We start from the raw sequence: 13,946 nt of genomic DNA, 5'->3' as shown, positions 1-13,946 counted from the left end.
CCTGCCGACCTACTGGATCTTGGGATCGCCGAAAGGCTCGTCGTCCGGCGGCGCTTCGGCGGGCATGCGGAATTCCTCGCTGGCCCAGGCGCCCAGGTCGATGCCTTTGCAGCGCGCGCTGCAGAAGGGCCGGTAGGCGTTGCTCGGCGCATAGACGCTCTCGCCGCCGCAGGTGGGGCAGCGCACGATGCGCTCGCCCTTGCTGTTCACCTCGGTCGTCATGCGCAAAGGGTGAGCTCGAAGGGGGCGTCTTCCGAGCTCTGGTGCAGGCGGTCGTCCTTGTCGTGGCGCATCAGGCGCACCGAGACCATGAGGCGGTTGCCGCTGATTTCGGGGATCAGGCCCAGCTTGGGGTCGATGCGCAGGCGCAGCAGCTGGAAGCTGCGGCCCTGGGGCAGGTTCTGCTGGAACTGGCCGTTGACCGCGATCACCTTGTAGGGCACGTCGGCGTCGCGCAGCAGCTTGAGCAGCAGGTAGATCGACGAGGCCAGGGGCGACAGCGTGTTCGACCAGCGCTCGAGGTCGGCGCGGCGGCTGGTGGCTGGGCGGTGCTGCCAGGCGTAGTAGGCGGGCAGGTCGAACTCGCAGGTGCCGCCCGGAATGCCGGCGCGGCTGCGGATGCTCATGAGCCACTCGTTCTCGGTCAGCGCCTGGCCCGCCTTGCCGGCCACGCCGTTGAGGGTGGCGAAATTGCCTTCGAGCTGGCCGATGACCTGGTCGAGCACCGTCTCGGCGATGGCCGGATTGCCCCGGTAGCTGTTGAAGACGTTCTTGTGCTTGTCCAGGTCGCGCAGCACGTCGGCCTTGAGGTCGGCGCGCGCGGCGACGTCCATGATCTCGAAGATCGTGACCAGGGCGTAGTGGTGGGACAGCGGGGATTCGGCCGGCACCAGCTCGCCGAGGCGGCGAAACAGGTGCTCTAGCCGCAGGTACGTGCGGATGCGCTCGTTGAAGGGGTACTCGTAGAGGATCACGCGTATCGGTTTTTCACGTCGGGTTCGGGCTCATTGCGTCTTGGCGGCCGGTGGCGGGAACACCTCGCGCACAGCCTCCAGCATACGCTGCCCGAAAAGAATGTAACCCCGGGTCGACACGTGGGTCTCGTTGGCAGGGAAAAGATCCTTCATCTTGAAGCGGTTCTGCTCGGCCAGCGCGAACAGGTCCGGTCCGATATTTTGCGGGTTGAACGCGGCCCGGAACGCATCGGCATGGTTTTGTTGCAAATACACGCTGGTCTTGTTCGGCACGACCATCCACACCACCTTGTAGGGTGCTGCAGTGCTCTCGAAGCGCTTCATGAAGCTCGCGGACTCGGCTGTCAGCGCCGGATTGACGCGGTCCTCGGCGGTCATCAGGAGCTTGTTGCAGGCGCGGTGGCTGAACTGCTTGCAGCCCTCGGGCACCACGCGGGCGTCGATCAGCGGGCCCCAGCGATCGGGCGTGTTGGTCCAGCTGTCGGAGGCCAGGATCTCCTTGGTGTTTTGGTATGTCAACCAGCCGCTGAGCAACTGGGCATCCCAGTTGAGCTGGAAGCCAGGGGCCGGCCTGGACGGGTTCTCGAAGGGAGGCGGCGTCGGCTTGAAGCTGTGCTTCATGGTCTTGCACGACTCGGACTTCTCGATGCGGTCGTACAGCAGCCGTTCGATGCTCTCGACGATCACGACCTTGCCCTTGAAACCCGACTTCTGGAGCCAGCCCGAGAAGTCGTCGCAGAGCACGCCGCCCAGGTTGTCCCAGTGCGTGGTCGTGACCTTGTAGCCCGCGCCCACCAGTTTCGACTGCCACGCGTAGCGCACCGAGAAGCTGTCGCCGATCACCAGGATGTCGGATTCGGTGATGGGCCAGGTCTTGACGTCGGCGTCGGGAATGGGCGGCGGCGGCTCGTGCCAGCCGAACTCGCGCTCGGAAATGCGCCCGATGCGGGTCAGGTCGCCGTAGGGGATGGGCGTGAAGAGGCTGACCAGCAGCAGGGCGCAGCACACCAGGTAGCCCGCGGCGAAGATGCGAAGCCAGGTCCTGGCAGATTTCGTGTCTTCCATGTCGTCAGAACTGGAAATAGAGGAAGGGGCTGTAGCTGCCGAACTTCGACACGCACAGGCCAAAGAGGTAGACGCAGCCCAGGCCGGTGGCCCAGGTCGCCAGGCGCTGCAGGCGCGGGCGGCCGGCCAGCCCGGCGACGGCGGGAATCCAGCGGTCGAGCGTGATGGTGGGCGGCAGCGCCAGGCAGATCACGAGGCCGACCAGGATCGTCTGGAAGAATTCCGGCTTGCGGAACGGCACGCGGAACTCGCTGAAGGCCGACACGGGCGCGCCGTGCATGCCCAGCATGCCCTTGTAGATCTCGATGGCGGCCGACATGCTGTCGGCGCGGAAGACCACCCAGGCGATCATCACGCACAGGAAGGTGAGGAACCAGCCGGCCACGCGGCCGTACCAGGTGGTTTCGGTCTTGCCGCGACGCACCTTGGCGTTCCAGAAGTGGTTGACCATCAGGTAGAAGCCGTGCAGCGCGCCCCAGAGCACGAAGGTCCAGGCGGCGCCGTGCCACAGGCCGCCCAGCAGCATCGTCAGGAACAGGTTGATGTAGCGCCGCGTCGGACCCTTTCGGTTGCCGCCCAGCGGCACGTAGAGGTAGTCGCGCAGGAAGGTCGACAGCGAGATGTGCCAGCGGCGCCAGAACTCGATCATGTTGGTCGACTTGTACGGCGACCTGAAGTTGAGCGGCAGTTGCACGCCCACGCACAGCGAGAGGCCCACGGCCATGTCGGAATAGCCCGAGAAGTCGAAGTAGATCTGCAGCGTGTACGCCAGCACCCCGAACCAGGCCGTGTACAGCGAGGGCAGCACGCCTTCGTGCACGCCCTTGAACATCATGTCGGCGTACTGGCCCAGCGGGTCGGCGATGAGCATCTTCTTGGCCAGGCCGAAGACGAAGATGCCCAGGCCCAGCGCGATGTTGTTGGCGTTGATCCTGTAGGTGGCCGGGCTGTTGAACTGCGGCATCATCTGCGCGTGATGCAGCACGGGGCCCGCGATCAGGTGCGGGAAGTAGGTCACGAACAGCACGTAATGGATGAAGCTGCGCTCGTGCACCTTGCCCTGCCAGCAGTCGACCAGGAAGGCGATCTGGGTGAAGGTGTAGAACGAGATGCCGATGGGCAGGACGATGTGGACCAGGTCGATCTGCGGGAGCCCTGCGGCGGCCAGGCCGGCATCGACGTTCTCGAGGAAGAAGTTGGCGTACTTGAAGACCGCCAGCACCCCCAGGTTGACCACCAGGGCGATGATCAGCAGCGTCTTGCGGTACTTGTCCTCCCGGCTGGGGGAGGGCGTGAGCCGCAGCCCGAACCAGTAGTTGACGCAGATCGACCCCAGCAGGAGCGGCAGCGCCTTGACGCTCCACCACCCGTAGAAGAAGAGGGAAGCCAGTGCCAGGAACCCCGCCGCCGACCGGGGGCTGCGCGCACCGATCAGGAAGAAGCCGATCAGGACCAGCGGGAAGAAAACGAAGATGAAGGGGTACGAATTGAAAAGCATCGTGAGGGGCGCTTGGGCATGCGCCGTTTGACGTGACCGTCTTTTTGCCGTCGCGGCGTCAACCCCAAATTATCGCGTGCTTGACTTAGCCCACCGTTCCCAGAAACCCCGGACCTGCTGAGCGAGTTCCTCCAGGGTCAGGGACTCGTTGTAAATGACGGCGTCCGCGGCGGCCCGCCGGGCCCGGCGCGGAGCCTGCTGGGCGATCACCGCCTTGACCGCTTCGGGCGCCCAGCCCGAGCGTGCGATGACGCGTTTCAGCTGCGTTTCCTCGGTGGCGTCGACCACCAGCACCCGGTCGACGATCGCGCGCCAGCGGCCGGATTCGACCAGCAGGGGAACGTCGAACACGACGACGGCATCCTCGCCGGCTGCCGCGGCCTGGCGCTGGGTTTCGGCGCCGATCAGGGGATGGAGAGTGGATTCGAGCCGGGCCTTGGCGCCGGCGTCCGCGAACACGATCTGGCGCATCGCGGCACGGTCCAGGCCGCCGGCCGGGTCGATGACGCCCGGGCCGAAGGCGGCTTCCAGGGCCGGCATCGCGATGCCGCCCGGCAGCGCGATGGAGCGCGCGATGGCGTCGGTGTCCACGAGAACCGCCCCCTGGGCCACCAGGAGGCTCGCGACCGTGCTCTTGCCGCTGCCGATGCCGCCCGTCAGGCCGATGCGCCGCACTGCCATGCGGAGGTCAGCGCATCAGCGCGTCCAGGGGAAAGGCGAACGGAATCCACTGCCTCACGACTTCGGGGCCCGCCACGAGGCAGACGAGGCCAGCGCCGGCCAGGAAGGGGCCGAAGGCGATGGGAATGTCCTTGTGCGCCAGCTTGCCGGCGATGCGCAAAGAGATGCCGATCACCGCACCCACCAGCGAAGAGACGAGGATGATCGCGATGAGGTAGTCCGCTCCGAGCCATGCGCCCAGCGCGGCCAGCAGTTTGAAGTCTCCATAGCCCATGCCTTCCTTGCCCGTGACCAGGCGAAAGGCATGGTACACAAGCCAGAGGCTCAGGTAGCCGAACACCGCGCCCCAGACGGCCGAACTCAGCGAAACGCCGGTCCAGCCCATGGCCGCGCCGATCAGGCCGAGCCAGAGCAGCGGGTAGTTGAGCGAATCGGGCAGGAACTGCGTGTCGAAGTCGATCAGGAACTGGCAGATCAGGAAGGCCCCGAACGCCGCCCAAAGCGCCCCGGCCGGCGTGATGCCGAAGCGCCAGGCGCACAGGGCGAACAGGCCACCGGTGATCAGCTCGACCAACGGGTAGCGAAGGCTGATCGAGGTCTTGCACGACGAGCAGCGTCCGCGCAGCGCGGCATAGCTCAGCACGGGGATGTTCTCGTACCAGCGGATCTCGTGGCCGCAGGCGCCGCAGCGCGACGCGGGGCGCATCAGGTCGAAGGGAGGCTGCTTCTCGACGACTTCGGCCGCCTTGTCGGCGGAGGCCTCCAGCCCGGCGGGCGCCGCGACCTTCGGCCCGAAGGCCAGCGACCACAGCGAGGGCGCATCCTTCGACGACATGAGATTGGCGACCGCGTCGGCAAGCCACTCGCGGTACATCATCACCGGCACGCGGTAGATGACGACGTTCATGAAGCTGCCGATCAATAGCCCCAGGACACCGGCGAAGACGGTGTCGAATTCCCGCGAAACCAGCATCAAACGACCTGGCCGAGCTTGAAGATGGGCAGGTACATCGACACCACGATGCCGCCGATGATGGTGCCGAGGAACACGATGATGATCGGCTCCATCAGGCTGGAGAGGCCCGCGACCATGTCGTCCACCTCGGATTCGTAGAAGTCGGCGGCCTTGCCCAGCATGTGGTCGATCGAGCCGGATTCCTCGCCGATGGCGGTCATCTGGATCACCATGGACGGGAACAGGTTGACGTTGGTCATGGCCGCCGTGAGGCTGGTGCCGGTGGAGACTTCCTGCTGGATCTTCGCGGTGGCGTCGCCGTAGACGGTGTTGCCGGAGGCGCCGCCCACGGAGTCGAGGGCTTCGACCAGCGGGACGCCGGCGGCGAACATGGTGGCCAGAGTGCGGGTCCAGCGGGCGACGCAGGATTTTTCGATCAGCGCGCCGAAAACCGGAATTCTCAGCAGAAGGCGGTCCATGGTCCTTTGCACGCGCTCATTGCGCTTCCAGGCCTGCAGGAAGAAATAGAGCCCGCCGCCAATGCCGCCGAAGATCAGCCACCAGTAAGACACGAAGAACTCGCTGATGCCGATCACGATCAGGGTCGGTGCCGGCAGGTCGGCTCCGAACGACGTGAACACCGATTTGAATGCCGGGATCACGAAGATCATGATGATGGCGATCACCACGAAGGCCACAACAATCACTGAGATCGGATACATCAAGGCCGACTTGATCTTGGATTTGATCGCCTCGGTCTTTTCCATGTAGGTCGCCAGCCGGTCCAGCAACTCTTCGAGAATACCGGCCGCTTCGCCTGCCTCCACCAAGTTGCAATAGAGATTGTCGAAGTACTTCGGAAACTTGCGGAAGGCGGACGAGAGCGAACTGCCGGTTTCCACGTCGCTGCGGATGTCGTTGAGCAGCTTGGCCACACTCGGGTTCGCATTGCCGCGCCCGACGATATCGAAGGACTGCATCAGGGGCACGCCGGCCTTCATCATGGTCGCCAGCTGGCGCGTGAAGATCGCGATGTCCTTCGGCTTGATCGCCTTGCCTGAGCGCATGCGGCGCTTCTTGATCTTGGAGGCGAGCACGCCCTGGCGGCGCAGCGCGGCCTGCACCTGGTTTTCGCCGGCAGCACGAAGTTCGCCGCGTACCAGCTTGCCGTTGCGGTCCTTGCCTTCCCATTCGAAGACAAATTCCTTGTGTGTGGGCTGGGTGCGGGAGGATGCCACTGTAGCCATTCGATCTCCGGTATTCGGTGTGTTCGTTATTCGTTGGTGCAGGCCACCACTTCTTCGAGCGAAGTGAGGCCCTGCATGACCTTGCGCAGGCCCGACTGGCGCAGCGAACGCACGCCCTCGGCTTCCGACTGCGCGGCGATGTCGAGCGCACTGCCGTCGCGCAGGATGATTTCCTGGATGGCTTCCGAGATCGGCATCACCTGGTAGATGCCCACGCGGCCCTTGTAGCCGCTGCTGCAGGCGGAGCAGCCGACGGGGCGGTACGGTTTCCAGGAGCCGTCCAGCTCTTCTTCCTTGAAACCTGCCTCGAGCAGCGTTTCGCGCGGGATGTCGGCCGGCAGCTTGCAGACGGTGCACAGGCGCCGCGCGAGGCGCTGGGCAGTGATCAGGATCACGCTCGACGCGATGTTGAACGGCGCGATGCCCATGTTGCGCATCCGCGTGAGCGTGGTCGGCGCATCGTTGGTGTGCAGCGTGGAGAGCACCAGGTGGCCGGTCTGGGCTGCCTTGATCGAGATGTCGGCGGTTTCGAGGTCGCGGATTTCGCCGACCATGATGATGTCGGGATCCTGGCGCAGGAAGGCGCGCAGCGCGGCTGCGAAGGTCAGGCCCGCGCGTTCGTTGACATTGACCTGGTTGACGCCGGGCAGGTTGATTTCCGACGGGTCTTCCGCCGTCGCGATGTTCACGCCCGGCTGGTTCAGGAGGTTCAGGCAGGTGTAGAGCGACACCGTCTTGCCCGAGCCGGTAGGGCCGGTGACGAGCACCATCCCGTACGGGCGGCCGATGGCATGCAGCAGCCGCGCCTTTTCGTCAGCGTCGTAACCCAGGGCGTCGATGCCCAGGCGCGCGCTGCTCGGGTCGAGGATACGCACGACGATCTTCTCGCCGAAGAGCGTGGGCAGCGTGCTCACGCGGAAGTCGATCACGCGGTCGGGACCGATCTTGAGCTTCATGCGGCCGTCCTGCGGCACGCGCTTCTCGGAGATGTCGAGCCGGGAAATGACCTTGATGCGCGAGGCCAGCTTGTCCTTGATGACCGTGGGCGGGCTGGCAACTTCGCGCAGTTCGCCGTCGACCCGGAAGCGGACGCGGTAGTTGTGCTCGTAGGGCTCGAAGTGGATGTCGGATGCCCGCATGCTGACGGCGTCGAGCAGCATCTTGTGCAGGAAGCGCACGACCGGCGCATCTTCGACTTCGGCGATGGCCTGGTCATTGCCCTCGTTCGCGGTCTCGGCCGCGACGTCGTCGAACTCGAACTCGCTGCCGACGATGCTGTTGATGGTCTCGGCCGCGCTGACGGCGGCGGCTTCGATCATCCGCGACAGCTTGTCGTATTCGGCGATGACCCAGTCGACGCCCATCTGGGAGGCGAACTTGATCTTTTCCGCGGCCTGCTGATCGGAAGGATCGGCTGTTGCAACAATCAGACGGTTGTTGCGCTTGCTGAGCACGACGATGCGGTACGCATGGCACAGCTTCTGGTCGAGCAGGTCCTTGGGCAGGCGCTGGGGATCGATGGCGTCGAGATCGAGCAGCGGTGCGCCGAACGCGGTGGAAAGGGTGTGGGCGAGGTCTGCGGCGGAAACGGCGCCGGAGCCGGTCAGTTCGGCAATGAAGCTCGTGCGAGCGCTGATGGACTTCTGATAGATGTCCTCGGCTGCCCTGGCAGGCAGCTTGCCGGCCGAAACCAGGGCGCGCGCAAGCCCGGGTAGGGCAATTTGCGAAGGTTCTTTAACAGGAAGTTCGGCTGCAGCCATTCAGCGAGTGAAAAAGATGTGAAAATTTGCTTCACGATCATCGCTGAACAGTCCTGTGCTGTAAATCGCTACACAGCAACAGGCTGGCCATTTGTCCATTAATGCCAGCCAAAGGCTGGTCGGGGTGAGAGGATTCGAACCTCCGGCCTCTACGTCCCGAACGTAGCGCTCTACCAGGCTAAGCTACACCCCGATGGTTGCAAGAAAGAAGAAGTCGTCCTAGATGCCAACTCAGGAGAGGTGTTCAGGCACGTCGCTCAAGCAACTGAGCCGCTAATTGTAGCAAACCTGAAGCGTGCAAATTGGCCGGGAAATCTTTTAATGCATGAATCGCACGCTGCGCCTCGGCTGCTGCCGCTGCGCGCGAGGCATCCAGGGCCCCGGTTTCCTGAACGATCTCGATGACCTTGCCCAGCTGGGTGGTGTCGCCGGCCTCGATGGCGGCGCGCACGAGCGCGCTCTGTGCCGGAGTGCCTCGCTGCATCGCGAAGATGAGCGGCAGCGTGGTCTTGCCTTCACGCAGGTCGTCGCCGACATTCTTGCCGGTTTCGTTGGCGTCGCCCGTGTAGTCCAGGACGTCATCGATCACCTGGAAGGCGGTGCCCAAGGCCTGGCCGTAGGTCGCGCAGGCCTCTTCCATTTTTGGGGTGGCGTTCGCCAGCACGGCCGCGAGGCGGGTGCTCGCCTCGAAGAGCTTCGCCGTCTTCGAGCGGATCACGCGCAGATAGGCCGCTTCGTCCAGCGACGCATCGTGCATGTTCATCAGCTGAAGCACCTCGCCCTCGGCGATGATGTTGGTGGCTTCGGCCAGGATCTGCATCACGCGCATGTTGTTGGCGTCCAACATCATCTGGAACGCGCGCGAATAGAGGAAGTCGCCGACCAGCACGCTGGCCGGGTTGCCGAACGATTCGTTGGCCGTTGCGCGTCCGCGCCGCAGGGTCGACTCGTCGACCACGTCGTCGTGCAGCAGGGTTGCCGTATGGATGAACTCCACCACGGCCGCCAGATTGAATCGCTGGTCCCCGGTGTAGCCCAGCGCGCCCGACATCAGCAGCAGGAGCGCCGGTCGCAGGCGCTTGCCGCCAGCGGAGATGATGTACCGGGAAACCTGGCTGACCAGCGGCACGCCGGTGTCGAGGCGGCGGGCGATCACGCGGTCGACTTCGACCATGTCGCCGGCAATCAGGTCCAGCACGGTGGCGGTGGGGGAGGTGTCGGCGGCTGGAACTGGCAAAGCGAAGGCGCGGGGCGCTGCTGAGTGTTGTATGTGGGGGACCCAGGCAGGTGCAGGGCCGGAAGGCGCAAATTATATGGAGCCGAAGCGGCTTGCTGATGGGGCTTCGGCCCAAGAGTAGCTAGTGGGCGCAAACCGCGCTATAATCTTGGGCTCTGCGGAATTCGCCGTGGAGACTCATTTCTAAGAGGTTTACATGTACGCGGTCATAAAAACCGGTGGCAAGCAGTATCGCGTTGCTTCCGGCGAGAAAATCAAAGTAGAACAGATTGCTGCGGACGTAGGCCAGGAAATCGTGATCGACCAGGTTCTGGCAGTCGGCAACGGCGCTGAGATCAAGGTTGGCACGCCCCTGGTGTCCGGTGCAACGGTGACGGTCACGGTACTGTCGCACGGCAAGCACGACAAGGTTCGCATCTTCAAGATGCGCCGTCGCAAGCACTATCAGAAACGTCAAGGCCATCGCCAGCAGTTCACCGAACTGCAAATCGGCGCGATCGCGGGCTAAGGAGAAGATTCCATGGCACAGAAAAAAGGCGGCGGCTCAACGCGAAACGGGCGCGATTCCAAGCCCAAGATGCTCGGCGTGAAGGCTTTCGGCGGCGAACTGATCAGCGCAGGCTCGATCATCGTGCGCCAGCGTGGTACCCAGTTCCACCCCGGCGTGAACGTCGGCGTGGGCAAGGACCACACGCTGTTCGCCCTGGTCGACGGCCACGTGTCGTTCGGTACCAAGGGTGCGCTGAACAAGCACACGGTCAACGTGACTCCCGCGGCTTAAGCCCCGAGTCAGCCCTGACCATCCCGAGGCCCCGCATTGCCGGGGCCTCTTCATTTGTAAACTAGACATCCCATGAAGTTCGTCGACGAAGCCTTCATCGACATCGCCGCGGGCGATGGCGGGAACGGCTGCGTGTCGTTCCGTCATGAGAAGTACAAGGAATTCGGCGGCCCCAACGGCGGAGACGGCGGCCGTGGCGGCCACGTCTTCGCGGTGGCCGATTCCAACCTCAACACCCTGGTCGACTTCCGCTATTCGCGCCGCCACGAGGCCAAGCGCGGCGAGCACGGCATGGGCTCCGACATGTTCGGCGCCGCGGGCGACGACATCACGCTCAAGATGCCGGTCGGAACGATCATTTCCGACGCCGAGACCGGGGAAGTGCTGTTCGAGCTGCTGAAAGACGGCGAGGTCATCACCATCGCCAAGGGCGGCGATGGCGGCTTCGGCAACATGCGCTTCAAGAGCGCGATCAACCGTGCCCCGCGCCAGAAAACCCCCGGCTGGCCTGGCGAGAAGCGCAGCCTCAAGCTCGAACTCAAGGTGTTGGCCGATGTGGGCCTGCTCGGCATGCCGAATGCGGGCAAGTCGACGCTGATCAGCGCCATCTCGAACGCCCGCCCGCGCATCGCGGACTACCCCTTCACCACGCTGCACCCGAACCTGGGCGTGGTGCGCGTCGGTCCCGAGCAGAGCTTCGTCGTGGCGGACCTGCCTGGCCTGATCGAAGGCGCATCCGAAGGCGCCGGCCTCGGTCATCTCTTCCTGCGGCATCTGCAGCGCACGCGCCTGCTGTTGCATGTGGTCGACATGGCCCCGTTCGACGACAGCGTCGACCCCGTGGCGCAGGCCAAGGCCATCGTGGGCGAACTCAAGAAATACGACGCCGACCTGTACGAAAAGCCGCGCTGGCTCGTGCTGAACAAGCTGGACATGGTGCCCGCCGACGAGCGCGCCGCGCGCATCAAGGACTTCGTGAAGCGCCTGCGTTTCAAGGGTCCGGTGTTCGAAATCTCGGCGCTCACGCGCGAAGGCTGCGAGCACCTGGTGCAGGCCATCTACCAGCAGGTCAAGGCCGAGCAGGTGGCCGAGCACCAGACGGTCGAGGTCGATCCGCGCTTCGTGCCTCTGCCTCCCGAAGGCTCCTGAGCGGCACCTGCCGCAGCAGCATCGACGGCCGGCCCGAGACGGGCCGAAGACAGCAACCCGAGCAGCATCCAAAGACCGTAACACCCCAAATGACCTCGTCGAACTCCGGATCCACTGCCTTGCGGGATGCCCGCCGTATCGTCGTGAAGGTGGGCTCCAGCCTCGTGACCAACGAGGGGCGCGGTCTCGACGAGGCCGCCATCGGCGAGTGGTGCCGGCAACTGGCCGCGCTGGTGCGCGACGGGCGCGAGGTGGTGATGGTGTCGAGCGGCGCGATCGCAGAAGGCATGAAGCGCCTTGGCTGGCGCACCCGGCCGCACGAGATCAACGAGCTCCAGGCCGCTGCCGCGGTCGGCCAGATGGGCCTGGCCCAGATGTACGAGACCAAGCTGCGCGAGAACGAGATCGGCAGCGCCCAGGTGCTGCTGACGCACGCCGACCTGGCCGACCGCGAGCGCTATCTCAATGCCCGATCGACGCTGGTCACGCTGCTCAAGCTGGGCGTGGTGCCGGTCATCAACGAGAACGACACGGTCGTCAACGACGAGATCAAGTTCGGCGACAACGACACGCTCGGCGCCCTCGTGGCCAACCTGGTCGAGGCCGATGCGCTGGTCATCCTCACCGACCAGAAGGGCCTGTACACGGCCGACCCGCGCAAGGACCCCGATGCGAAGTTCGTGCACGAGGCCGCCGCCGGCGACCCGGCGCTCGAGGCGATGGCCGGCGGCGCGGGTTCGAGCATCGGCAAGGGCGGCATGATCACCAAGATCCTCGCGGCCAAGCGCGCGGCCGGCTCGGGCGCCTCCACGGTCATCGCCTGGGGCCGCGAGGCCGACGCGCTGCTGCGGCTGGCGAAGGGCGAATCCATCGGCACGCTGCTGGTGGCGCAGACCGCCAAGCACCAGGCCCGCAAGCGCTGGATGGCCGACCATTTGCAGCTGCGCGGCTCCGTCGTGGTCGACGCGGGCGCGGCCGCCAAGGTGCGGGCCGAGGGCAAGAGCCTGCTGCCGATCGGCATGACCGGGGTCTCGGGCGAGTTCTCGCGCGGCGACGTGATCGCGGTGCGCGACGCCGACGGTGTCGAGCTGGCCCGCGGCCTTGCCAACTACTCGAGCGTGGAGGCGCGCCTGCTGTGCCGCAAGCCCTCGTCGGAGTTCGAACGCCTGCTGGGCTATGTGGCGGAGCCGGAGATGGTCCACCGCGACAACATGGTGCTGATGCCGGGCTGAGAGGCCGCGAGAAACAAAACGGGGCCCGCGGGCCCCGTTTTTTTATCCTCGGTGCGGATCGCCTACTGCACTTCCCGTACCGGATTGCGGATGTTCTGGACCATGTCGCCCACCGACGGCCGCGGGGCGTTGCCGCGGCACAGGGCCTGTGTGGCCAGCTTGCGCGTGTAGCTGGAGTTCATGTCGCCGAGCTTCTTCCATTCGGGCTTCGCGACGTCCTGCCAGCTGCCGTTGTTGTAGCGCGCGTAGCTCTTCATCTCGGCCGTGGAGCAGCGGATGCCCTCGTAGAAGGCGTTGGTCGCGCCGCCGCTGCGGTTCTGGGCCACCACCACATAGCGGACGATGCCGTCGCCCGTGATCGTGATCGTCTGCGGGTCGACGCCGAACTTCAGGCTCATGTAGGGCGGCATTTCGATCGGCAGCAGGCGGCTTTCGCTGAAGGCCGGCGGGGGCGGGGTGGCCGTTTCTTCCCACTCCTTGTCCGTCTCGTACCGCTTGGGCGGGGGCGGCAGGCCGGCCTGTGCCCAGTCGGGGTTGTCGGTGTCGTGGGGGCCCGAGGCGCATCCGGCGAGGATGCCGAAGCAGGCCAGCAGGAGGACGCGCTCAGCGCTGCGTCGGAAGGGGCGGGGGGGCCTTGTTGTCTTGGACAGGAGGTTCATTGCTCGCGGAAGGAATGTCGGGATGCGGATCGAAGCTGCCGCCGGGCGGCAGATCGAGCCCGGGCGGCGCCCCGGCGTCCGGCGAGTGGCGCTCGAATTCTCGGGCGCGCACGTTGCTGCGCAGGAAGCGGTTGCGGAAATCCTGCCTGGGCAGGTAGCGAGCGAGCTCGGTGAGCGCCATCTCGTAGACGCCGCGCTTGAACTCGACGACCACGTCGAGCGGCACCCAGTAGTCATGCCAGCGCCAGGCGTCGAATTCGGGATGGTCGGTTGCACGCAGGTTGAGATCCCAATCGTGGCCGATGAGTTGCAGCAAGTACCAGATTTGTTTCTGGCCCTTGTAGTGGCCCCGTGCGTCACGGCGAATGAACCGATCCGGCACCTCGTAGCGCAACCAGTCGCGGGTACGGGCCACGATGCGCACATGCTCCGGGTGGAGTCCCACTTCCTCGTGCAGTTCCCGGTACATGGCCTGCTCGGGACTTTCGCCGCGGTCGATGCCGCCCTGCGGAAACTGCCAGGAGTGCGTGCGTATGCGTTTGCCCCAGAAAACCTGGTTTCTCTGGTTGAGCAGGATGATGCCGACGTTGGGCCTGAAGCCGTCCCGGTCGAGCATAATCAAACCCCAATTTTTGAACTGAGTCGATTATGCATGCCGGGTTGCCCTCGGCAAGCTGCCGATGCCAGGCTCTCAGGGTCTCTCCGGGG

15 protein-coding genes and 1 tRNA gene are annotated in these 13,946 nt (G+C 65.1%); 4 read left to right on the top strand and 12 right to left on the bottom strand.

The annotated features are described in order from the left end of the window. Positions 1 to 9: 9 nt before the first annotated feature. The 10 genes from ABL838_RS25135 to ABL838_RS25090 form a co-directional block, all read right to left on the bottom strand. Positions 10 to 222, bottom strand: coding sequence for a DNA gyrase inhibitor YacG (locus ABL838_RS25135; RefSeq protein ID WP_184642167.1), 213 nt, complete (start codon positions 220 to 222; stop codon positions 10 to 12). Further along, the gene (gene zapD / locus ABL838_RS25130; RefSeq protein WP_126024674.1) at positions 219 to 974 is read right to left on the bottom strand and encodes a cell division protein ZapD; all 756 of its coding nucleotides are present in this window, start codon (positions 972 to 974) and stop codon (positions 219 to 221) included. The genes ABL838_RS25135 and zapD overlap by 4 nt, the downstream gene beginning before the upstream one ends. Before the next feature lie 30 nt (positions 975 to 1,004). After that, a complete protein-coding gene (locus tag ABL838_RS25125) occupies positions 1,005 to 2,039 on the bottom strand; it encodes a hypothetical protein (protein WP_418122411.1) in 1,035 nt (344 codons plus the stop codon). A gap of 4 nt (positions 2,040 to 2,043) precedes the next feature. Next, positions 2,044 to 3,537 carry an MBOAT family O-acyltransferase gene (locus ABL838_RS25120; RefSeq protein ID WP_126024676.1) on the bottom strand — a complete coding sequence of 498 codons (1,494 nt, stop codon included), beginning with the start codon at positions 3,535 to 3,537 and terminating at the stop codon, positions 2,044 to 2,046. A 69-nt stretch (positions 3,538 to 3,606) separates the two neighbouring features. Beyond that, positions 3,607 to 4,218: a dephospho-CoA kinase gene (gene coaE / locus ABL838_RS25115; RefSeq protein WP_418122410.1), complete on the bottom strand. Its 612-nt coding sequence runs from the start codon at positions 4,216 to 4,218 to the stop codon at positions 3,607 to 3,609. Positions 4,219 to 4,225: 7 nt separating this feature from the next. Next, on the bottom strand, positions 4,226 to 5,191 hold the full coding sequence (locus tag ABL838_RS25110; RefSeq protein WP_184642162.1) for a prepilin peptidase: 966 nt from the start codon (positions 5,189 to 5,191) through the stop codon (positions 4,226 to 4,228). Next, positions 5,191 to 6,420 carry a type II secretion system F family protein gene (locus ABL838_RS25105; RefSeq protein ID WP_418122408.1) on the bottom strand — a complete coding sequence of 410 codons (1,230 nt, stop codon included), beginning with the start codon at positions 6,418 to 6,420 and terminating at the stop codon, positions 5,191 to 5,193. Before ABL838_RS25105 ends, ABL838_RS25110 begins: the two co-directional genes overlap by 1 nt. 26 nt (positions 6,421 to 6,446) lie before the next feature. Beyond that, complete coding sequence (gene pilB / locus ABL838_RS25100; protein WP_126024679.1) at positions 6,447 to 8,180, bottom strand: type IV-A pilus assembly ATPase PilB; 1,734 nt, start codon at positions 8,178 to 8,180, stop codon at positions 6,447 to 6,449. A gap of 116 nt (positions 8,181 to 8,296) precedes the next feature. After that, positions 8,297 to 8,373: transfer RNA gene (locus ABL838_RS25095), tRNA-Pro, on the bottom strand. Between the two features lie 51 nt (positions 8,374 to 8,424). Next, complete coding sequence (locus tag ABL838_RS25090) at positions 8,425 to 9,417, bottom strand: polyprenyl synthetase family protein (RefSeq protein ID WP_418122407.1); 993 nt, start codon at positions 9,415 to 9,417, stop codon at positions 8,425 to 8,427. Positions 9,418 to 9,613: 196 nt separating this feature from the next. Here ABL838_RS25090 and rplU point away from each other — a divergent pair, with 196 nt between their 5' ends. From rplU to proB, 4 genes are all read left to right on the top strand, one after another. Next, entirely contained in the window at positions 9,614 to 9,925 is a 312-nt protein-coding gene (rplU, locus tag ABL838_RS25085; RefSeq protein WP_057592097.1) for a 50S ribosomal protein L21, read from the top strand. A gap of 12 nt (positions 9,926 to 9,937) precedes the next feature. After that, positions 9,938 to 10,198: a 50S ribosomal protein L27 gene (gene rpmA / locus ABL838_RS25080; RefSeq protein ID WP_093057448.1), complete on the top strand. Its 261-nt coding sequence runs from the start codon at positions 9,938 to 9,940 to the stop codon at positions 10,196 to 10,198. Positions 10,199 to 10,270: 72 nt separating this feature from the next. After that, a complete protein-coding gene (cgtA, locus tag ABL838_RS25075) occupies positions 10,271 to 11,347 on the top strand; it encodes an Obg family GTPase CgtA (protein ID WP_184642159.1) in 1,077 nt (358 codons plus the stop codon). 89 nt (positions 11,348 to 11,436) lie between these two features. Further along, positions 11,437 to 12,579 carry a glutamate 5-kinase gene (proB, locus tag ABL838_RS25070; protein ID WP_126024682.1) on the top strand — a complete coding sequence of 381 codons (1,143 nt, stop codon included), beginning with the start codon at positions 11,437 to 11,439 and terminating at the stop codon, positions 12,577 to 12,579. Positions 12,580 to 12,641: 62 nt separating this feature from the next. On the opposite strand, the gene ABL838_RS25065 is transcribed toward proB, so the two are convergent. Further along, the gene (locus ABL838_RS25065) at positions 12,642 to 13,238 is read right to left on the bottom strand and encodes a CNP1-like family protein (protein ID WP_418122406.1); all 597 of its coding nucleotides are present in this window, start codon (positions 13,236 to 13,238) and stop codon (positions 12,642 to 12,644) included. Further along, positions 13,183 to 13,854: an RNA pyrophosphohydrolase gene (locus ABL838_RS25060; protein WP_126024797.1), complete on the bottom strand. Its 672-nt coding sequence runs from the start codon at positions 13,852 to 13,854 to the stop codon at positions 13,183 to 13,185. Before ABL838_RS25060 ends, ABL838_RS25065 begins: the two co-directional genes overlap by 56 nt. Positions 13,855 to 13,946: the final 92 nt, after the last annotated feature.

This window comes from Variovorax sp. 160MFSha2.1 (genome assembly GCF_048305075.1).
Taxonomy (GTDB): domain Bacteria; phylum Pseudomonadota; class Gammaproteobacteria; order Burkholderiales; family Burkholderiaceae_C; genus Variovorax; species Variovorax guangxiensis.
This window is presented reverse-complemented; position numbering and strand designations above follow the sequence as displayed.